Annotated in this window: 12 protein-coding genes and 7 pseudogenes; 10 read left to right on the top strand and 9 right to left on the bottom strand. The window is 57.6% G+C overall.

Annotation, left to right across the window (positions count from 1 at the left end; translation table 11 throughout):
- Positions 1-18: 18 nt before the first annotated feature.
- Positions 19-1,998 (bottom strand): CocE/NonD family hydrolase, encoded by a 1,980-nt coding sequence (locus NLY44_RS28145; RefSeq protein WP_023806938.1) that lies wholly within the window; start codon positions 1,996-1,998, stop codon positions 19-21.
- A 1,133-nt stretch (positions 1,999-3,131) separates the two neighbouring features.
- Between NLY44_RS28145 and NLY44_RS28140 the strand changes: the two are divergent.
- The 4 genes and pseudogenes from NLY44_RS28140 (at position 3,132) to NLY44_RS28130 (ending at position 5,548) form a co-directional block, all read left to right on the top strand.
- Positions 3,132-4,351, top strand: a pseudogene (locus NLY44_RS28140) (ATP-grasp domain-containing protein).
- A 273-nt stretch (positions 4,352-4,624) separates the two neighbouring features.
- Entirely contained in the window at positions 4,625-4,846 is a 222-nt protein-coding gene (locus NLY44_RS28135; protein ID WP_023806935.1) for a hypothetical protein, read from the top strand.
- A complete protein-coding gene (locus tag NLY44_RS33070; protein ID WP_084013097.1) occupies positions 4,843-5,193 on the top strand; it encodes a tyrosine-type recombinase/integrase in 351 nt (116 codons plus the stop codon). Before NLY44_RS28135 ends, NLY44_RS33070 begins: the two co-directional genes overlap by 4 nt.
- The gene (locus tag NLY44_RS28130) at positions 5,186-5,548 is read left to right on the top strand and encodes a site-specific integrase (RefSeq protein ID WP_023806934.1); all 363 of its coding nucleotides are present in this window, start codon (positions 5,186-5,188) and stop codon (positions 5,546-5,548) included. Before NLY44_RS33070 ends, NLY44_RS28130 begins: the two co-directional genes overlap by 8 nt.
- An 81-nt stretch (positions 5,549-5,629) precedes the next feature.
- On the opposite strand, the gene NLY44_RS28125 is transcribed toward NLY44_RS28130, so the two are convergent.
- The 6 genes and pseudogenes from NLY44_RS28125 to NLY44_RS28100 form a co-directional block, all read right to left on the bottom strand.
- Positions 5,630-6,865 (bottom strand): ATP-grasp domain-containing protein, encoded by a 1,236-nt coding sequence (locus NLY44_RS28125; protein WP_031356284.1) that lies wholly within the window; start codon positions 6,863-6,865, stop codon positions 5,630-5,632.
- A gap of 443 nt (positions 6,866-7,308) precedes the next feature.
- Positions 7,309-8,676 carry a lysine N(6)-hydroxylase/L-ornithine N(5)-oxygenase family protein gene (locus tag NLY44_RS28120; protein ID WP_245263903.1) on the bottom strand — a complete coding sequence of 456 codons (1,368 nt, stop codon included), beginning with the start codon at positions 8,674-8,676 and terminating at the stop codon, positions 7,309-7,311.
- 180 nt (positions 8,677-8,856) lie between these two features.
- A complete protein-coding gene (locus NLY44_RS28115; protein WP_156941084.1) occupies positions 8,857-9,006 on the bottom strand; it encodes an iron-sulfur cluster assembly accessory protein in 150 nt (49 codons plus the stop codon).
- Between the two features lie 188 nt (positions 9,007-9,194).
- Positions 9,195-10,397: pseudogene (locus tag NLY44_RS28110) on the bottom strand (IS5 family transposase); the annotation flags it as partial.
- A gap of 592 nt (positions 10,398-10,989) precedes the next feature.
- A pseudogene (locus NLY44_RS28105) lies at positions 10,990-11,607 on the bottom strand (transposase); the annotation flags it as partial.
- Positions 11,608-11,950: 343 nt separating this feature from the next.
- Positions 11,951-12,975 (bottom strand): annotated as a pseudogene (locus tag NLY44_RS28100) (IS110 family RNA-guided transposase).
- Between the two features lie 198 nt (positions 12,976-13,173).
- Between NLY44_RS28100 and NLY44_RS28095 the strand changes: the two are divergent.
- The 4 genes and pseudogenes from NLY44_RS28095 (at position 13,174) to NLY44_RS28080 (ending at position 18,378) form a co-directional block, all read left to right on the top strand.
- Positions 13,174-14,199 (top strand): annotated as a pseudogene (locus NLY44_RS28095) (IS110 family RNA-guided transposase).
- Positions 14,200-14,886: 687 nt separating this feature from the next.
- Positions 14,887-15,042: a hypothetical protein gene (locus NLY44_RS28090; RefSeq protein ID WP_156941073.1), complete on the top strand. Its 156-nt coding sequence runs from the start codon at positions 14,887-14,889 to the stop codon at positions 15,040-15,042.
- A gap of 784 nt (positions 15,043-15,826) precedes the next feature.
- Positions 15,827-16,588, top strand: coding sequence for a hypothetical protein (locus NLY44_RS28085; protein WP_286456103.1), 762 nt, complete (start codon positions 15,827-15,829; stop codon positions 16,586-16,588).
- 14 nt (positions 16,589-16,602) lie between these two features.
- Positions 16,603-18,378: a hypothetical protein gene (locus tag NLY44_RS28080; RefSeq protein WP_286456101.1), complete on the top strand. Its 1,776-nt coding sequence runs from the start codon at positions 16,603-16,605 to the stop codon at positions 18,376-18,378.
- 29 nt (positions 18,379-18,407) lie between these two features.
- Here NLY44_RS28080 and NLY44_RS28075 read toward each other — a convergent pair.
- A pseudogene (locus tag NLY44_RS28075) lies at positions 18,408-18,536 on the bottom strand (transposase); the annotation flags it as partial.
- Positions 18,537-19,410: 874 nt separating this feature from the next.
- Positions 19,411-19,716, bottom strand: coding sequence for a hypothetical protein (locus NLY44_RS28070; protein WP_156941072.1), 306 nt, complete (start codon positions 19,714-19,716; stop codon positions 19,411-19,413).
- On the opposite strand from NLY44_RS28070, the pseudogene groEL reads away from it, so the two are divergent.
- Both groEL and NLY44_RS28060 read left to right on the top strand, forming a co-directional pair.
- Positions 19,706-20,669, top strand: a pseudogene (gene groEL / locus NLY44_RS28065) (chaperonin GroEL); the annotation flags it as partial. The gene NLY44_RS28070 and the pseudogene groEL sit on opposite strands and share 11 nt — an antisense overlap.
- A 190-nt stretch (positions 20,670-20,859) precedes the next feature.
- The gene (locus tag NLY44_RS28060) at positions 20,860-21,630 is read left to right on the top strand and encodes a GntR family transcriptional regulator (RefSeq protein ID WP_023806834.1); all 771 of its coding nucleotides are present in this window, start codon (positions 20,860-20,862) and stop codon (positions 21,628-21,630) included.
- Positions 21,631-21,674: the final 44 nt, after the last annotated feature.

The raw sequence follows: 21,674 nt of genomic DNA, 5'->3' as shown, positions 1-21,674 counted from the left end.
GACATCCTTGGATAATAATCAGAGCAGGTGGCGCGGAACGGTTTCCGACCACTCCCTGGCGAACACTTCGACTCCTTCGGGACCTTCGGTAGCGCGCACCTTCCCGTACAGAAAGAAGTTCTGAACGTCGCAATGCATATTGTGTTCGGTGCTGATGTCTATCTGCCACTCGTCACGTTTTACCTTGAAATGCCACTGGCTTTCGAACCGAGCCGTCGCCGGATCGCTCGGGTGGATGCTGCAATACATCCGAACATGGCTACCTACGATCATCCCGTGATTTGGATTCACGTCTTCGCCGAAATCATCAAACGTCTTGAGTACTATCGTGCCGTCTTCAAGTGCGCGTCGTTTCGAGCTACTACTCACCGGACGCACTTTGGCCGCGTCCAGCGTGGGATACGCCACTGGCGAACCGGGGTTAAATGGAGGAGTGTCTTCTATAACTGTTCTAACCGGCAGGTGAAGTGAGCTATTATCCAAGTGTAGTGTTATAACGGCATTCTCGGGCGCCGGCCAGACAATCGGCCAGTAAGACGTCGACAGGGCCACGCGTAGCACATGTCCGATTTTCAGCCGATGGGCGCACTGGTTCAGCTCTATCTCGGCCTCATAGACTTGTCCCGGCACCAATGCTTGTGGGCTCTCGTGGCTGGCAAAATGGTTCAGATTTAGAGCACGGTAGGTAATCCGCTGTGAAACGCCCTCGGGCGAGACGTCACACAGGCGAGCTACAATCTGAGCCACTGGCCTGTCTACCGAAAATGCAAATTTTATTTTGGGACGACCAAGCAATTCCATCGCCTCAGTCAACGGAGAGCTGTCAAAGCAGGTTGACAGAGCGTCATCAACTGTCTGATCCCCTGGCAGTTCATTGTTGATGCGCATGCCCGGGCAAAGATACCCTCCTGCCTGGCCTATGTGCGCCGGGCTTGAGATCGTTGCAGTTTCCTCACTCGCATTGTCCTGCAAACCGCCCGAGCTCAAGAAAAGCACACGCTCACTGACGTTGGGAGAGGGCCACCGCCGCTCTGCGATCCATCGCCCCTTGGGCAGCTTATACTCCTTTGTAGGATTGAAATGCTCTTGCATGTACACACGGTAAGGGGGCAAATCCTCTGCCCCGTTCGGCTCCCGTTTCAGCCAGCGGCCGAACCAGCGAATCGCTTCGGAATGGAAATCCGCGGGATCGATCCGCGAAAGATGGGGATAGCTATGTTCCCAAGGACCGATAAGTGCTTTGCACGGCACTTTCACGTTCGCTGCTAGCGCTGGCGGTGCATTGACATAAGGGTCCGCCCAGCCAGTAATTGCCAGTACCGGCGCCAATATGCGGGACCAGTCCTCGCACACCGACCCATGCTTCCAATAGTCATCCCGCGTAGGATGACGCAGCCAGTCAACAGCGGAGAAGGGCGCGTTTTCCAGCCTCGCGATCCATTCGTCACGCCAATTTGCACGTATTTCAGGATCGGCCGGCCTTGTGAGACAAGTCAACAACTGGTTTGACCAATTGACATTGTCGCTGAGCAGGCAGCCTCCCATGAAATGACAATCATCGGAGTATCGATCTACGCTCGACGCCATGCTGATGACTGCCTTCAACGCGGGTGGACGGCGATAGGCCATCTGCAGACCGTTGAAGCCGCCCCAGGAAATGCCGATCATTCCGATGTTGCCATCGCACCATGCCTGTGCTGCGATCCAGGTCAGAATGGCCTCGCCATCGTTCAACTCCTGCTCGGAGTATTCGTCGTCGAACCGCCCTTCACTTTCCCCCGTTCCTGCGATGTCGACTCGCACGCAAGCGTAACCGGCCTTAGCAAAAAAACCGTGCGTCCCCTCATCGCGGCTCTCAGTGCCGCCGCGCTTGAGGTAAGGTAGGTACTCAAAAATCGCAGGAGCCGGTTCCCCAGACGCCGGAAGCCAAATCCTGGCCGCTAATCTGCGACCATCCGGCATGTGAATCCATTCGTTTTCGATTACTTTTGCCAACATGTGCGCTCCACGCAATTCACTCCTGCATCAGGCCCCGGCAAGAAGTAACATGGCTTTTAAGTTGAACCTCGCGCAAAAATGTAATCTGGCGATTGACGTAGTTCATCGTGCAGTAACAATCCCAGCAGTGTCGCTGCCCTTGCTTATGGCGTGCTGTGCGGTTCTGCTATCCCGATCCAACGCATTGCTGGGCGTAGTCAAGTCGTGACGCCGATCAATTCTGGAAGAAGTTCATGCGCGAATGCCAGCGTTCCGCAGCACGAAGTACTGCACGCCGGACCGACGATCGAGCAGGGTCATGTGTGGGCGTTGAATGCGTCCGCGCGATATGCCCCAGAGCCGGCAAGATCCCTGGGCAGCCTGAAGATCAGGAAGCGCTTCAGCTACTGCGACACGACGGGCGTTGCCGAGTGGCTCACCGTTAGCTTATCCAGGGAGCCTCGGGCAATTCGACCCGCTCAGTTGCGCGGCCAAGTCGCGGCATCTCGAAGGTATTGCGGTTGTGCGAGGAGATCGACGGGAAGGTGAGGTTTTCCCCACGCGGCTGGCACGGGTCAGCTGCTCACGGCTACCGCGTGGCATCAAAGCTGCTATTTCGAATGCGCTTTGCGGTTATTTTCTCCCACGCGTTCGCCGATGTCGGAAGACAGGCCCACGATGCTGGCTTCATGGCCTCCGCTCATTCCTAACGTAGGAAAGCCACCTTCAATGGCGGCGGTCGGGGTCAAACCGGCAAAAGGCTCGTCGCCTGCGTCGACGACGCGGCTATTCGAGAGAGCCCCGTCTGGCGGGGCCAATTCGATCGAATCCGCTGGCGAGGCGTAAACGAGGTATATTGCGTTCTCGGCAACGCTGGAGACAGTGCCCCGATGAGAGGCTCGGAGCGCCGCAGTGTTCGCTATCTGTCGCTGACCACTGGAAGCAAAAACTATCGGCTGCGATGCTCCAGACGCTCCCTGGTACACGCCAGGCTATCGGGTTCAACGGCGCTTCACACAAGTTCACAAAATTTCGCAAATTCGGACCATCAAAAGCGGTACTTTCGTCGCGGATCTGAGGCTCGGCGCGGCATGGAAGAGAACGCTCTGCCGATTAGCAGCCACTAACCGAGATCACGCAACGAGGTCGACGAGATGACAAAAAGGGCGCTCATCCTGGTTGAAGGAGGATCTAACATGAAGCCGTACATACAAGCGGCTCGACCACTTGCCCTGCAGCCTATCGTCTTATCCGCTGATCCAGCCCAGTATGATTATCTCGCTGCGGACAATTTTGAGATAATCCGTGTCGACACGGGCGATTTCGATGCTCTCATCCGTGAATGTTCTCGGTTACGCGAGACCTATGGGATTGCTGGCATAACGAGCGCAGGGGAGGATTTTTATGCGACAGCTGCCAAACTCTCTCAGCATTTCAAGCGACCGGGGCCGAACCCTGCATCTATTGAGCGATGCTGCGATAAATTCGCTCAACGCGACCTGCTCGCGCAGGCTGGCATTCCAATACCTCATTATCGCCTAGGCGCCAGTGCGGCAGACATAGAAAACTGTGCTGTCCAGATCGGCTTCCCAGTGATCCTTAAGCCGGCCGTGGGCAGCGGCAGCACGGGGGTTCGACTGTGCCGCAATCTCGACGAGTTGGCTGAACACGCCGCTTATCTGTTGGATGAGACGCACACATTGCATTCGCCGCCTCGAATACTGATCGAAGAATTTGTGACGGGGCCACATTATACCGCCGATTTAATGGGAAAAAACTTCATTGCAATTGCCGCCCTTACTTTCGACCGTCCACCGCATTTCGTTTACCTGGAGTGCGCGTATCCGGCCGTGCTGACAGATGAAGAGCATGAGCGTGTTGCTGATATCTCGTTGCGTTCTTTGGAAGCACTCGGCCTTGGGTGGGGACCAACGAACGTTGAACTCCGGTGGACGACGCGTGGCCCGGTCGTCATCGAAGTCAATCCTCGCCTTGCGGGTTGTTCCGCTCCTAAACTGGTTCGGTTGGCTTACGGTATTGATCTCGTGACCGAGCACATCAAACTCGCAATCGGTGAGGAATGGAACTTGCGCAAAATAGTTCGGAAACCGCGGCCATGCGGTTCCTGGTTGCCGATCGCGATGGCACCCTCAATTGGGTCGACGGAGAGTGCCGAGCGGCTGACGTACCTGGCGTCGCCGAAGTCGACTTGTCCATTCAACCCAAAACAGCGATCGTCAGGAAAGGCGATTATCGGGACATAATTGGCCATGTCATTGCCGCTTCACCTACCCGTGCTGGGACGGAGGCGATACTTCAACGCGCCGTGGGGCTAATTAATTGGTCTATCATACCGTTTTCGGCGCCCGGCTAGTCGAATATCTCAAAGTAAGGAGTGCATCGGCCCCAAGATCTGAAAAGAAGCTTTTGTGTCAATGACCGTGGAATCCGGACCCCGCATTTTCGGGTAAAAGGGACCCCGGTTTGGGGTGATGAAGGGCACGCCGGTGAGCGCCCGATGAGGCGAAGCTGGTCGGGGTTGCACAGCCTGATCGGGCGCGGCTAAGCGCGGTCATAGTGGGCCGCTCACCGACGATATCGTCCTGAACTGGGTGCAAGGCCAGGCCAAACGGGCCAGTCCTTTCTCATGGGCCGGCGCCTCGAGGCCCTTCGCCCGTTCGCGAGGTATCTTGACCGGCTCGATCCCGGCACCGAGTTTCCACAAACCGCGACCTTTGGTCGTTTACATCGCCGCCTCGCACCGCACATCTATTCGGAGCAGGAGATCTGCGACCTTGTGACCGCCGCTTCGCGCCTCGCCCCTGAGGGCGGGTTGCGGCCGGCAACCTACGCGACGATCTTTGGCTGATCGCCGCTACGGGTCTGCGCCGCTCAGAAGCACTTCACCTGCGCTGCAGCGATGTCAATCTCGATGGAGCGTTCCTTACGGTTCGGAACACGAAGTTCCGCAAATCCAGGCATGTGCCCATACACGCCACCGTCGTAGCCAAGCTACGGCGCTATCTGGCGGTTCGGGCGCGTCATCGTGCACTCACCGAGGACTCACCCCTGTTCCTGTCTCCGGCGGGCGGATTCATCGCGAAGCGGAGATCAATAAGGTTTTCCAGAAGCTTCGCACCAACCTTGGTTGGACCGCGCGGGGCGGCCATGGCAAGGCGCGTATTCACGAACTGCGCCACACGCCCGCGTGTCTGAAGCCATCGGCCTGCGCGTCGGCGAGGTCGCCGTCGATGGCTCGGCGGTCGCGCACCTGCATGGAAAGGGGCGCAAAGACCGCAGCATGCCGCTCTGGCGTACGACCGCCAACCTGATCCGCAACTGGAAGCGCCGGTTGGACTACGCCGGCGAGGAGAACTTCCTGTTTCCCAACCGAGGCGCAGGATGCATGGCGCGTTCGAACGTTACGCAGCGCCTCGAACTGGCGGTCTGGGCCGCAGTGGAATGTTACCCGCAACTCGCGCGTCGCGAATCAGAACTCGGTCCCTGTCCGGTTCCACCGCCGAGCCGACGAGTGCGCACTCTGCCGGAGACGATGGTAGAGCTGGGATGACTTGTGGCACACGATAGACTGCACAAGTTCGGCGATGAGCACCTCGCCACTTGCCTTCGTGCGGGGCGCGAGGGGCCTAGGTTATTCCTTCTCACCAAGGTTGGAAAATGGTGTAATCGACCACTTGATTAAGTCGACGGCCCGCTGAAGTATCGCCTCAGTCCGAGCAAGGTTGGGTGAACTGGCGATGACATGTCCGATCAAGTCTTCCCAATCGCCTTTCCTGACGATCGCCGTATTGGGTTCAAGATACAACTTGACCTTGGCGACGCCAGGTATAGCAGCCGCCTGACTGTCGCCATCTATCCAATCGAGCGTGCCATCGCGTTCAGGAATTAGGAAACGCGCGGCCGCAGTTTCTGAATAGCTTCTGCGCAAACTCCATTCGTCACCGATCACAAGCTTGATATGCTCGGTTATGAGATCAACACCGTAAGCTAGCTGAACCAGTTCAATACCGGGCGAACCCGCAAGACGTGGATTGACTTCGATGACGACCGGGCCACGCTTCGTCCACCGGAATTCAACATTGGATGGCCCCCAGCCAAGCTTGAGAGCTCGCAAACAGCTCAGCGAAACATCTGCGATACGATCGCGCTGTTCATCAGTCAGCACGGCCGGAAAGGAGCACTCACGATAGACGAAATGCGGTGCGCCGCCGAAGACAAGGGCGGCAATCCCGATGATCTCATCTCCCATTATGTCAGCCCAATAATGGGGGCCTTCTGCAAATTCTTCGACCATTATCCTTGGCGACGACGGCCATACGTGCTTGCCGCCCAGCAGATACTTGGCATGTTCGGCCAACTCATCGAGACTGCGGCACAACCTGACGCCCGTGCTGCCGCCACTGTCTACGGCCGGCTTTAGAATCACGGGCAGGCCGATTTCCGCAGCAGACCTTTCTACGTCGGTCGCATCCGTTGCCAATTGATAAGCAGGCATTGGAATGCCGGCATGAGCTAGGAGCTTGCGTTGGGTGAACTTGTCGCAGCATCGTTCAATCGATGTAGGATTCGGTCCCGGTAAATCGAAATGCCGGCAGAGCTTGCCGACCGTGGCATAGATCGATTCCTGGGCGCTGGTAATGCCAGCAATGTCGTAGGTCGTATGCAGTCGGGCACATTCGCGAATCAGTGCATCGAGATTGGCTGTATCGACACGGATTGCTTCACTGCCTTCCGCCGCGAGATACTTGTGGTGAGCTGGATCAGCCGAAAGGGTAATTGGATGAAGACCAAGACGTTGGGCCGCTTGGACGAACAGCGGTCCATTGCTCCTTGTGCCTTCAAGTAGGACGAGCGCTCTTCTTTTCATTGGCTGTCGACTCCTGGATAGGCTGCTGTACGGCGGTGCCGGCGTAGATCGACAGCTTTCTTCGTTGTGCCGGCTTAGACATTTGTCGTGAAAGTACCACTTTCATTGATTTCGTTCGCAAAGATACTGTGAGGTTATTTGAAGCCTGTGTTGCAAGCGTCATGATTGCGGAGGCGCCACGACACGCATCGCTAAAGGCCGGCACCATCCGCTGATCGCCGACCCAGCCTTGGCCGCCAAGGCCACGGCGCTCTTTCGAGTGAGCGACCTTGTAAGGTCTTGACGCCCGTAGGGGAAATGCACGCCCCCGGAATAATGCGATGCGCCGCTTGGTCCAACGGCTTGTTCGGTCACGATGATTTCGGAGAAGCCACCGGCCTTCGCCGCAGCGGAGGCGGACGTCATTCCCAGGATGCCACCGCCGATCATCAAAAGTCTACGAGTCATATCCCGCTGCCCATTTCTTCGGTTACGAGGTCGGGCCAGCTCTCGATCGAGATATGGCTGATGAAGCCAGGATGCTCGGCGTTCGCGCAGGGCGCGCGCCCAAGAAGGCTATCGAGGATGCGCGCGCGCCAGGCCAGCAGGCTTAGGTTCGGATCGGCCAGGCCGCGCTGCCCGAGGCTCGCATTTTGTACGAAGATGCGTCTGTCACACGGTCCGTCCCAGCTCACCGAAAAATCCTCGCGAATAGCTAATTCACTGTCGATCTGCTCCAAGCGGCCCATGATCGGTTCCAGCAAGCTTGGGACCGCGTTCTCGTAACCGGTGGCCAGGATGACGATGTCAGCCGTGACTTCTTCGACCTCGTCCATGCCATGCTGCAGGGTCAGCCTGTGACCCGGTCCGGCGTTGATGCAGTGCGAGACGGTGCAGCCCGGCCGCAGTGTGATGTCGCATCGGTTTGGCTCGAAAAATGCATGGCGGTACAGCGCCTGATAGATCGCCCGCAACGTGCTTTCCGAAATGCCGTCCGAAGCAAGCACGAAACGCCGCAGGAGCAGCTTACGCTGCGACTCGCTCATCGCCGCGAAGTGATCCGAAAAGCAGGGCATGAACAACTCGTTTGTGAACGGGCTGTTGTCCAGAGGCAGATAGTTTTCGCGCTGCGAGACCCAAGTGATCGAGGCAGGCCGCCGTTCGTTCGGCAGGCCGACCAGGTGCAACATCACCTCGGCTCCCGACTGGCCTCCGCCGACCACGCAGACATGCTTTCTCCGCACCTCAGGGTGGATGTGCAGTAAAACCGATGAGTGGAACAGGTTGCGTCCAGTCCAGCCCTGAAACTGAGGCGGAATTTGCGCCTGCTTGCCAATGCCGACCACGACGTCTCTGGCGCCGAGAACCGCCTTATCCGTCCGCACCCGAAACTCGCCGTCAAAGCGGATTTCGTGCACGGTCTCGCCGCCACGGACAAGTGGGTTCCTGTGGAAGGCCCAGTTCAGGTACTGCTCAAACTCAGCTCTGAACACAGCCTCGAACTGTGCGTTCAGGAAGTGATACAGACGCCCGTTCTCGTGCAGGAAGTTTACGAAAGTGTAGGCTGACCGCGGATTCACCAGCGTGACCAGGTCCTTGAAGTGGCTGACCTGGAGCTCCGAGGAATCGAATGCGATGCCTGGATGCCAGCGGAAGTCGACCTGCCGATCCAGGAACAGTCCCCCTCGCCCAACTTGCTCGTGTATCTGACACGCAAGGCTCAAATTAGACGGCCCAGCACCGACCCCAACGCAAGATAACTCCACTTGCTTTCCTCCTATAGAGTCTTCCCAGTAGGCGGCTTGTTCGCGGCGAGTATCGCCCATAGCCATTGGGCCCCTCGCGGACGTTTTCGAGCCCCGGTCCCGACCGGGTTTGCGAGAATTTGTCCAGCGCGTTCGCGTCGTCGAATGTAGACCGGAGCATTCCAGCGCGGTGAAATCGAGGGGTCAGGCCGGCGACGTGGGGCAACGACGTATGTCTTTCCGTTCGTCTGGATGCCCGCGTCGCCGTCACGCGAGACGCTTTCCAGGTCCATTAAGGTGTTTGAAGCCGGCGCAATCGCCCGCCTCGACCATGACGCGCCGGCCTTTCGGCGGCTTGATGGCAGGCGAGAGCGCGGTTTTCACTGCGGCGACGGCATTTTCGGTGCGCATGATCATGGACGACCTCTCGCTGATGCATTCGCAGAATCCCGTGCATAGGCCGTGCCAGAGAAGGAAACCCATATCAAACAATGGGTTGGCGGATTTGCGATCCTGTCGGAAATCCGACATTGTCGACCGTGAACAATCCGGCTCCTAAGCGGCGAGCGGCTTGGGCCGGAGTTGGAAGAGAGCGATCAAGAGGGGTAGTTGCGGCCCATGCGGTGCTCGGCCTTGATGTGGCCGATCACCGGTTCGACCGCCGACCGCCGCCGCATCTGGCGTTTGATGGCCGGGGTGACGCGGCGTTTCTGGCCGCTGGTGAAGACCCTGAACCTGTGGCTCTGGGGTGCGTTGTGGCCGCGATAGCCGGCGTCGGCGAGGATGCGGCCGATCTCGTTGCCGATGGTCTCTTCCATGTCGGGGATGACGCTTGCCAGCGTGTGGCCGTCGTAGGGATTGCCGGGCAGTGCTTTTGCATGCAGAGCGAACTGACCACCCTTGGAGCGCTTCAGCGTGGTGGCCACCGACACCTTGACGCCGAACTCGTAGGGCATGTGCGCCTTGCCCTTGCCGATGCATTCCACCTCGTGCGCGTGCAGGCTGTAGATCTTGCGGCCGCGCTGACGCTGACGCTGCTCGAGAACGGTGGCGGCCTGGTAGAGCGGCCATTTGAAGAGCGCGTCCAGCCTCGCATCGCCGGCGATCTGGCGACCGATGTCGCGAATGGTCCTGCCGAGATAGGTCTTGAGCCTGCGCAGTGCCCTGTTGGCCCGCTTGAACTGCTTGGCGTGGGCATAGCGCTGGTGCTTGATCAGCGCCAGCTTGCCGACCCGCACATAGGTCTGGCGCAAATTGAGCCCCGTCCTCTTGGCCAGCCGCACCAGCCGCTCGCGCGCCCGGTGGATGAGCTTGGCGTCGGTCGGGAACATCACGTTCTTCGGCTGCACGGTTGTGTCGACGATCACCTGGCGCGTGTCGGACGGCTTCATCGCCCCGGTCTTGACCGCGAGGCTGAGGCTTTCCTGCAAGAGCGCCGCTATCCGCTCCTCGCCCATGCGGCCGCGCCAGCGCGTCATCGACGAGCGATCGAACGGCAGCGCGTGGCAGAAGAATTCCTCGCCGCAAAGATACTGGAAGTAGGGGTTCTCCACCCAGCGCTCGCACAGCACCTCATCCGACAGGTTGAAAGTGTGCTTGAGGATCGCCAGCCCCGCCATCAGCCGGGTCGGCAGTGGCGGCATGCCGGGGCCGTCCGAATAGACGGCGCCGAAACGTTCCTCCAGCACCGGCCAGTCGATCGCCTGCGCCAGCCGCACCAGCTCGTGCTTCATATTGATGATCTGATCGAGCCTGGAGCGGAACAGATCCTGCTTTCCCGTCTCGCGCTTCTCGCGTGGCCTGGACATTCGCCGTCCCCTCGATTCGCCGCCGCCGAACCAAGTGAATCACGCTCCGCAGCACAAGGGAATCGCAAAACGAATTGCAGGAAAACAGCCCCCATAAACCGCTAATCCTGCAATCCAAAAGCCGCTATCCGCCTCAATCAACATGCTAGATCAAGGGCTTGCGGATAGTTCACGGTCGACGACATTGAGGGGGACGCCTCACGGCGGCGCCCGATTTGCACGTCCCTGTCGTCTTTTCCGAATAGCTAGTCGGGCAGCTTCTGCACCAGAATACTTCTCTCATGGAGACCAGCACGAAGTCTTCATGACGGACAGTGCAGAACCTTTGTCTCTGCCGGACGGATCGCGATATGCCTTGTCCTCGAGGTCGGCAGTTGCAAGAGCTGCCAGATCCTTCACCTTATCGTGCCGTTGCTGATCCCGACATCCTCGGAGGCCGTGATCATGAAGAGTGACGCAATCTTATGTCCGCCGCGAGGCCTCTCTCATGGGGAAGCAATTCTCTATGTTGGTGTCGGATCGATGCTCTTGATGAGATGGTTGCGGATGGGGGCATGCCCAGACCTAAGCACATCAATGATTGGGGGATATGGAACTGGTCGTGCACGAAATCCAGCGACCAGCGTGCATTCGGCCGAGCCTCGACCAGGATCGGCGCCCGCGTGCCGACCGGCTCGTCGTCGCGCCCGACGCTTGCGCACCGTCAGTCCTTCCTCGCGATAAAGACGCTAGATACGATTGATCCCCGATGCCTCGCCCTGGCGCCTGAGCAGAATGAACAGCGGTCGATAGCCGAAGCGCCGGCGCTCGTTCGCGAGGTCACGCAGCCGACCACGCAGCTCCGTCTCTGGCGCTCGGCGAGACTGGTAGCGGATCATCTTACGATCGGCGTCGACAAAGGAACAGGCCCGCCGCTCCGACAGGCCCATCGTGGCCTGCAGATGCGCGACGGCTTCGCGCTTGGCGGCGGGCCCTACCATTTTTTTTGAAAGAAGCTCGCGCAATGCCGAGGCTTCGAGCATCTGGTCCGCGAGCAGCTTCTTCAGCTTGGCGTTCTCGTCTTCCAAGGCCTTCAGGCGCTTGGCGTCGGAGACGTCCATCCGCCATACTTGGCCTTCCAGTTATACAGCGGCGCCTCGGAGATCCCGTGCTTGCTGGCAACATCGCCCGCCTTCGCACCCGCTTCATGCTCGCGCAGAACCGCGATGATCTGCTCTTCCGTAACGCTTTCTCTTCATCAGTCCCTCCTTCAATCAAGGCCCGGACTCTAATTCTCAGATGGAGGAAATACTCAGTGGCATGTATGGACGGCCTCCGCGTGGCAAGGGCTTTCTGAGATTGATGACAGGTAGGTCGGGTGCAGGCGTGTATTCGGCCTTTGAGTGCGGCCTGTTCATGCCGCTGGCCCTGATGAAGTCCGCGGATCGGATCCCAGACAGGTCAACGCGCTTTTTGAGCGACACCCACTGAGCGGGTTTGTCCGATCCCGGTTCGACCGTCCACCATCAAACCATCAGCACCTCACCAATCTCTGCGTATCCTCTGCGACTCCGTCACGCTGCCGGCGAAGTTGCGAAGCGCTTGCCCGTAGTCATCAGCGCCCAGACGATCCGCGCCATCTTGTTCGCAAGAGCAACGGCGACGACATTATAGGGCTTCTTCGTCAGAAGCTCGGCAGCCCAGCGGGTAGGCGCTGCTTCGCCCTTGCGGCTGAACCTGAGGACGGCATGTGCGCCAACGACAAGCAGTCGACGGATATAGGGATCGCCCTGCTTGCTGATCCGGCCGAGCCTATCCTTTCCTCCGGACGAGTTCTGTCGCGGCACGAGGCCAAGGCAAGCCGCGAGTTGCCGGCCGGATTTGAACAGGGAGGCGTCTGTCACGGTTGCAACGATCGCGCTGGCGGTGATTGGACCGATGCCGGGGATCGTTTCCAGTCGCCGGCTCAGTTCATTCGAGCAGTGCCAAGCTTGAATCTGATGACGAGCTCACGGACCTTTTCGTGCGCCGCCCGTAGCTGTTCGACCAAGGGAACAAGCGCATCCCGGGCAAGCGGGGGGATAAGCTCGTTATTCTCGTCTTCGGCGAGCCCGATCAGCATCCCGACGCCGGCAATGCCCTGGCGCGTCACAATCCCGAACTCGGCCAGATGGCCGCGCAGCGCGTTCACCAGCATGGTGCGCTGTCGGACCAGAAGCTCACGAACTCGATGCAACATCAGCACACTTTGCTGTTCCTCGCTCTTCGCCGGAACGAAGCGCATCGACGGCCGCGTCACCGCCTCGCAGATCGCCTCCGCGTCCGTCGCGTCATTCTTCTGTCGTTTGACATATGGCTTCACATAGGAGGCTGGCATCAGCCGGACCTTATGACCCAGCCCCATGAGAACGCGGGCCCAGTGATGGCTCGTTGCGCAGGCTTCAATGCCGATCAGGCATGCCGGCAAAGACGCAAAGAATGCGACGACATCGTCGCGACGCAACTTCCGGCGCACAACCACCGCGCCCGCCGCATCCACGCCGTGCACCTGAAAGACGTGCTTGGCGAAATCCAGACCGATTGTACTAACCTTCTCCATGGACGGTTCTCCCTCATGTGACTTTCGACAAGCACACTTTGGCACATTGCGATGCCGGGAGCGGAGGCCGTCCACATGGGGCAATCGCGGGAGCGCGTCGCCCAGAGAACAATCATATCCTTGGAAGGTGGCTGTTCCCCGATAAGATGGAAAGCTCACGACCTGACGCCGGGCCCAAGCATCTGATGGAGAACAGCCATGGAAGAATATATCGGTCTCGACGTGTCGATGAAAGAGACAGCGGTGTCGATCCGACGTGAAGGCAAGCGCGTCTGGCGCGGGAAGTGCGCCTCTGATCCAAAGATCATTGCCGAGCTTATCCGTAAGCGGGCGCAGGCCGCCAAACGCGTGGTGTTCGAGACTGGACCCCTTTCCGTCTGGCTCTATCACGCGCTACGCGCGGAAAGGGTGCCAGCGATCTGCATCGATGCTCGCCATGCAAAAGCTGCGCTCGATATGGCGCCGAATAAGACCGACGCGAACGACGCCGACGGTTTGGCGCATCTTGCAGAGGGTGGGGTTCTTCCGTGAGGTGCGGGTGAAAGGGTTTGACAGCATGCTGACCCGCACGCTCGTGGCGGCACGCACCCGGCTGGTCCGGATCACCACCGAACTTTCCCACCAGATTCGTGGAATCATGAAAACGTTCGGCCTGCTCGTTCCTGCAGGTAAGGGAACCACGTTCGAGAAGAACGTTCGGAGCCTTCTTATCGATCACGAGGAAATTGCTCTCATCGTGCTGCCGATGTTGGAGGCCTGGCGCGGCATTCGCATCCGTGCCGCCGAGCTCGGGCGCCAACTGGGTGCGAATGCTCGTCAAAGCCAAGCCTGCCGCACCCTCATGTCGATCCCCGGCATCGGTGTGATCACCGCGACCTCTTTCGTCACCGCCATTGAGGATCCAGACAACTTCAAGACGTCCCGCTCTGTCGCGGCCTGGATCGGCCTGACGACGCGCCGCTACCAATCCGGAGAAGTCGATTATGACGGTCATATATCTCGCCGCGGGATCGACTTCTGCGAGGGCTTCTCTACGAAGCCGCGGCGGTCATCCTGACACGCTGTTCGACCGAGAGCAGCCTGCGGACATGGGGTCTCAAGCTCCGGGAGAGGATCGGCTTCAAACGAGCCGCCGTGGCTGTGGCGCGCAAACTGGCGGTGATTATGCATTCGATGCTTAAAACCGGCGAGCTCTTTAATCCGAATGCAGGAGCCACAGCGTAAATCCAGATAGCGTTCAGAATCTGAACGCCTGAGGCGTCCCTGCCGGGACGTGAGCCGAGCCATTCCGCTGATGGGTTGCACCGCTGTCTCAGCAAAGTGCGTCGTCCACATTGAAGGCTCGTCCCGCGAAGCTCCATCATGCGGCGGCCAATGTCGACCGCGAAGACAACCATGCACCCGGCAGCGACGTATCAACGCGATAGATGCTTGACGCCCACCCGCGATTAGACACCACATCAGGTCAGGTCAATATCGCGACATCCCTCCAAGGTCGTAATCCAGCCAGTATTGTCTTGTTCACAACAAACAGCAGCAGATCGATAGCTAACACACCGAATTATCGCCTTTTTTGATTTGGCATGGCGTTTGCTGCATTAACTATGACCGCAACGCGCTTTGCGTCTATGTCCCAACCATCGGTTGTGGGCCAAAGTACTTTTCAGCCGTCGGACACAAGCATAATGAATAATCCTCGTACACGACCAATAAGAACTCTGCATCCTCCGTCATTCCAAATTGTACCGATGTCAAAAAACACGGTGGAAGCGGTCGCTGCTGCTCGTCGATCGCCGCAACCCGGAAAGGCGGGTCGCTTATCACTAAAACTCGCTGTAGCGAGGCGGGTACAACGACGCGCCGGCAAAACAGCTCGCAGAAAGGCTGGGCGCCACCTTGGCGCCAGCCCGCATGTCCCGACAGTCGAACGAATACGACTGTGGTGTCCTTATGGTGGACGGTACGCGGGCGCTGGTTCAACGATTGGTCTACGCGCAGCGGCCAGACCACGAGCCGCTGCACCTCGACAATCTCGTCCCGATCGGCAGGCGCTACAAAAGCGACTGACGAGGCGTTTGGCGCGCGAGGAGGAGCTACTGGACGACGAACCCGCCTCGCCGCCCATTATGGCATTCGAGCCAGGCGAACTCCGCATGCTGTTGGATGACCAGCCCGCCTTCTCAACTCGCGACATAACGATGGGGCACCGACGCCCCAAAACGAACCCGTCGATGGCAACCTGCAACCCTCGCCTACCATCACGACGGAGCAATCCCCGTCGCCTGATGAGGTGCCTGGAAAAGCATCGCAACGACGACCGCAGCGTCGCTTCAGGCCGTCAAAAGCTTATCGCCCGTGCATCATGGCGGCCAACTACGCGCACCCTTTAGCATTTCTTCATCAACACATCACAACGGTCTTGCGCGTAAACATACTGATGTTCCTAACATATGATACTAATTTTGAACACCCTCGGGTCATAATCACCTCGTTGACATGAGGCTCTATGCACCGACTGCCTGCGTAAAACGCTTAGTAAGATGCTACGGATCAAACAACCTTTAGACGTATCTTGACGCAATCCGCATTTCGTTTCTGCAAGAGCAGAGGTTAAGGACCAGATCGGGATCTAGAGGTGGGATAGCGGACTTTTGCTACGCAGCTCTCAAACCTGCTCAGGACATTTCTGGTTTGTCCCCGGCTCGTTGGAAGCTCTGTAGCGAAAGCTGTTGCCGCTGACCTCAACACTTTGGCGATGCGGAGGGCTTTAGCCCCCACGACTGGACAATAAGTGAGAAGCTCCCAGCCAGAACGATCGCGCTTGCGCGAAAAATACTAAAAGGAGAAACACGTGCAGCATATAATGGAGCGTTTGGTCGCCAAGCTAACGCAGTTCGATATTGATCCGCTACTGCTTCTTGATACGTCACGTATGGAACTTCCGTCTATCCCTCATCGTGATGCAATGGTTCCGCCCGGGCTCGGTCCAACAGAAATAACCACCCGGCTGCAAAAACCGAAGGATCGCCTGCTCTGGGCCGACATGCGGGATACTCAAGATAAAATGCAGATAAAGGCGTCAGATATCCACAATATGCTCGACATGTTTGGCGATTCCGTGAAGGTGCTCTCACTTGACTGTTTCGATACATTGCTATGGCGCAAAACAGCGACACCTGAAGATGTTTTCGTCGTTCTGGCCGACAATCCCGTCGCGCGAAGCTTGGGGATAACTCCACACCAACGCATTAGCGCTGCTTCGCGTGCCTCTCGAGCGAAGCGATTGGAGAACGGATCCAAGCAAATCGACATCCGTGATATTTATCGGTTCTTTACGTCGCTTTCTGGTGAGGAACGGGAGCTCCTGGCCGAGACTGAAATCCGGACCGAAATAAATGTTTGCTTTGCATTTTTGCCGTACGTAGACCTGATCAGGCGAGCGCACAGCCGCGGTCTCAAAATTATTATCGTGAGCGATACGTATTTGCGCGAAGAGGAGTTAAGGCGCCTATTGGCTCAGCATTTGCCTTCAGACGTTATGCGGGTGATCAGCAAGGTTTACTGCTCTGTCGAGTACGGGACGTCAAAGAGTGAGGCTCTTTTGAGATTGTAATAAAGGATTGTGCCGTGCCTGCATCTCAATTACTTCACATCGGCGACAATGAAGTATCCGATGCGCAAGCGCCGCGAAAATTGGGAGCACGTGCGCTGCATTTCCTACAGTTTGATCGAGAGGTCGCAGACTTCTTGCGTCTACAGCACGCAGCAACTCCGTTAATCGTACTCGAGCAGGCAGCACCCGAAACTGTCATTGTTCCATGCTATAGCCCGTTTCGCCCGATCTTTTCTGTAGCAGACTTGCAGCGGTACGCGCCTGAGACATTGATCGGCTACATGTCCTTCGGTCCGGTGCTATATGCCTACTCCCGTTTTCTTATCGACGAAGTGACTACACTAGAAAAGCAGGGCAAGCGAGTAAAGGTTTTGTTTTTGTTGCGTGATGCTTATCTTCTTTCAGCTGCCTGTGAAGCCTATACGGGCAAGCCCGTCGGCAAGCTGGTGCGAATCCGTGGATTCGTTGCCATTGCAGCCTCTTTCAGAACCCGCGCCGATGTTGATTATTACATCAGCGGGATCAATCCCGAATTTCACGATTTTTATTGCGCTGCAAAACAGCTTTTGCTGCCGCCAGAAGTCACCGAATCGTTAATACGGACTGCTCATCACTCGGCCGATCCACAGACGGCATTCTATCAACTGCTGCGCGAAGACGATGTGTTAGAATTGATTTTCAAGAACTCATCTGCCTTGCGCGCCCGGTTGACGCGGTATATGTCCAGGCAGCTGGAGTTGGAAGAAGGCGATACCGTTGTTTTGGCGGATACCGGCTATAACGGCAAAACTCTGGAGTATTTGTCTCGAACTTTCAAAGATGAATTGCAGGTTAATATACTTGGCCGCTATGTTGTCGCCTCCGATGAACCGTTCCGATCCGCAGACAGTAAGGCACTCATTACGACTCCTTGGTGGAATTACGATCTATTTGAGCAATGCTGCACTGCCAATGAGGGAGCGGTTGTTGACTATGATTTGAATGGAGACCCAGTTCTTGGGGGTGTCGAGCTTAGCGATAAGCAGTACAAGAAGGTCATCAATGTTCAAGCTGAATGCGTACGGTTCATTTGCGATGCGAGGGCTTTTTTTACAAAGGCTGGTGTGACACACGAGTATTCTAGTTTGCAGCGAGCCGCCCATGCGGCCTTATTCCGGCATGCCCACATGCCTATTGAAGCGGAGTTGGAGTATTTCAAGGACTTCCAGCACGACAACTTTATGGAACTCGATCGCAAGAAGTCGTTCTATCGTCTAGAAAGTGCTTTAAAGAATGCTAGACGCATGCCCTCACCTTATCGGCTGGGTGCATATGACACTCGCGGCCTGGGACTTGACTTCACATTCAGCGCTTTAGTACAAAAACGATTTCAACTTGATCTTTGTTCAGAAGATATGAATGTGCGTTTTTCACCTCTGAAAATCTCGATACAAAGGACACCCGAGTCCCAGGTCCTCTTGCTTAGGGCACACCATCTGCATGACGGATATTTCTCTATTATGCTGCCATATGTAGGTGGCACCAGGGTAAAAATGCTCTTGGGAGAGCACTACGAGTGGTTGCAAATTGAAGACCTGCAATTTGTGACTAACGCAGGAAGCGTGTGCGGAGACGTGTCGATCTCTCTCGATCTGGAAGAAATCAATCGTGAGGGAGAAATTTATCAGTGCCTGTCACAGGCAAGTGTCGCCACAATCCGTCCCGTTTGTTTGCAACAGTTCAAAACGCCTCATTACTTTCATATGATCTTTCGCCCATTGGTTTCAAGGGCGGCGAGGAATCCGTCGTGAAGCCAGGCCGGTAGCGAGCAGCGCCGTCAGGCCGCTTCCGGCATCACTTCGCCGATCGCAGCGACCAGGCTGGCATGGGCGTCGTAGACGACCAGTTCGACTTTGAGGCTACGCGCCTTCCGCACCACGAGGAAGTCCTTCCAGGCCAAGCGGATCTCGCTCGGCCCCAACCTTTCTGGCCGAACATTTGCGACAGTCAATCCCGGGTGAAATTTCCCACTTAGGTGGATTGATCCGGTACAGACACGACAGGACGCGCTTTGGCATGGTCCGAGATGCGACAAGTGCCCGCGCGGGCGATTGATTGCCGTCTGAAGAGGTCTTTCTTGTGGCACGCATATCGCAGCGGGTCGCGATGAAGTCTTCAGTTTCTGAAAAGCTCGCCTCAGTCCGCCAGTTCGAGCGAATGCCCCGACCGAAGCGACGCCAGCACTTGGGCCGCGCGATCCAAACTGACGCGACTCAGGAGCAGCTCTGGCGGTCTTGAGCGGGTGCACTATGTTCGGCCTGCGTTGAGAAGCGGAGGCTGTGCTCGGCCTGTTAATCGATGCCGCCTGACGTCGTTAAGGTGACGATGCGGAGAGAGCCCAGCTTGCCTCTATGGGCGCGGAGCTATTCCGTCCGGTGATTTCGCTGCTGCTGGCCATCGTGTCCGCGACGATGATGACCTCGCCTGAGTCTTCGCGAGTGGCGCCAGCTATCTGACCGACTTGAGCCCGCGATCCGCCTCTGATGACTATCTGAATGAGCTGGAAGAGCACACTCTAGACGCCGCATCCATTTCGGCGGACTTCACGAGATCGCTTGGCATTGACAAGCGTCTACTACGGCACGGCATGAAATTGGGAGCGCAGCTCAATCAAGGTGAGAACGCCTGCGGGACGAGACGTAGGGGCATAGTGCGATCGGAGTTTCCGTTCAGCGGCGGCGGCCGGTTCTTCGGGGCCGGCCTGCTGGTCGCGGGCGGCCGGTCCCATTCGGAACGTTCAAGCGCGGCATGAACGTCCGTTCGCTATTTTTTACAGCTTCAGTTCACGTACTCGTGTCACCGACCGCCAGGTGCTCACGGACGCGGCTTCGGCGTCCCAAACTTGACAGCAAAGGCCTCTTCAACTCATGCAGGAATTCGACAAAAATAGCGACAACCGCCTGGCCGTGAGCTATGAAGAATCCATAAGCGCTTGAAATTTCAGCCCTCGCTGCATTTGGCATGACTTTTGCGCTGCGCCTCCCGAGGTTCGGCGAAACAGAGTTTTCCTTGTGCACATAGAATTTAAAATTTCCTTGTGCACATAGAATCAAAAATAATGCGAGATCGACAAATCCAATGGCTGCCAACAAGGTCTTTCCATTCCGACGCCCGAGCGCATGCTGCGCGGCGTCAACCAAGGGCCAAAACGTCGTCGTCAACAAGTCGTTCGGCTCGCCGCGCATCACCAAGGACGGCATCACCGTCGCCAAGAAATCGAGCTTGAAGACAAGTTTGAGAATATGGGCGCGCAGATGGTGCGCGAAGTCACTTCGAAGACCAACGACTTCGCCGGTGACGGCACCACGACCGCGGCCCTGCTTGCCCAGGCGATCGTACGCCAAGGCGCAGTTGCTTTAGGACATGAACCCCGATGAACCTGAAGCGCTGCATCGACAAAGACATCGACGCCGTCCTGGCCGAGCTCAAGGTCAACGCCCGCAAGATTGCCAACAATGACGAGATCGCCCAGGTCGGCACCATTTCGGCCATTGGCAACGCCGAGATCGGGCGTTTCCTGACCGAGGCGATGCAAAAGGTCGGCAACGAAGGCGTCATTCCCGTCGAGGAAGGCAAGACCGCCGAGACTGAGTTGGAAGCCGTCGAAGGCATGCAGTCCGACCGCGGCGATTTCACCTTGTACTTCATCACCAACCAGGACAAGATGCGCGTCGAGCTCGAGGAGGCCTATGTGCTTCTTAACGAGAAGAAGCTCTCCGCAAGCCTTGCTCCCGTTGCTGGAGGCAGTGGGTTCAGTCCGGCAAGCTGCTGCTATCATTGCCGAGGAAATCGAACGCGAGGCGCTTGCCCCGCCGCCATCCAAGCTGCGCGGTGGTCTCGACATTGCCGCCGTCGGAGCCCCGGGCTTCGGCGACCGTCGCAAGGAAATACTAGAGGATATAGCGATCCTGACTGGCGGCGCCGCCATCAGCGAAATCTCGGCATAAAGCTGGAGAATGTCACGCTGGCGATGCGGCGCCGAGCCAGAAAGGTTTGGATCGAGGAAGAAAACACGATGATCTTCGATGGCGCCGGTGCGCGAAAGCCGGAATTCGGCTATGGCTGGAACGCCCAGACCAGCGAATTCGGCGATCTTTTCAACCAAGGTGTGATCGACCCCGCCAGGTTCCTTCAAAGCCAACGCTAGACTGATTTCTTGCAAGAATGCAATAACCTAATATTGCCAATCACCCAGGCCGTGTGATAGCAATGACTCGACTTGAGGAGGCCGCATGATTCAGCCCGGAAGAACCCCACTTCATATTCAGCTCGCGGATATCATTCGGTCTCAGATCGAGAGCGGCGTCTTCAATGCTGGCGATCAGCTCCCTACCGAGATGGAGTTGATGAAGCAGCACGAACTCAGCAGCAGCACGGTGCGACAGGCGGTGCTTGCCCTTGTCGGTGAAGGCTTGCTTTATCGACGCGCTGGCAAGGGGACGTTCGTTGCCAAGTGTCACATCGGCCGGGACCTGCTCACTTTTTCAGGGTTTTCGGAAGAAGCCGTAGCCCGTGGCTTCCGGCCGGGGACTAGGCATGTGACGGTCGCCTGGCGTTCTGCTGACGCCGCGGTTGCAGCAGCACTTAACGTGCCGACCGATGAGAGCGTCTTGACCATCGAGCGCCTGCGCACGATCGACGACGAGGTTGTAGCGGTTGAGACAGTTTCGTTCAGCGCGGCGATCGGGCGCGAAATGGAAAAGCTCAATCTTGCCGATACCTCTTTCACCGAGATTCTTGAGCAGCACCTTGGCGTGCCGCTTGCCCGGGCCAAGCAGGAGATACGGGCCGGCACCACGCGTGCCAAACTGGCAAAAGCACTCGACGTATCGAGCGGCACTGCGGTGTTGCAAATCGACCGTACCGCCTTCGATACGAGCGATCGGGCTATTTACTTTTCGTCTTCGTCCTACCGAGCCGATCGTTACATCTACACCGGCTGGATCGAGCGCAAGAGCGCCTCGATCGCTCAACCACGCCAATTAATCGGCCGAAGCCGATGATGCCCACCTGCGAAGTTTACGTCGTTGGCTCGTACGGAGTTGCG

This window comes from Mesorhizobium sp. C089B, assembly GCF_030323125.1.
In the GTDB taxonomy this organism is placed as follows: domain Bacteria; phylum Pseudomonadota; class Alphaproteobacteria; order Rhizobiales; family Rhizobiaceae; genus Mesorhizobium.
This window is presented reverse-complemented; position numbering and strand designations above follow the sequence as displayed.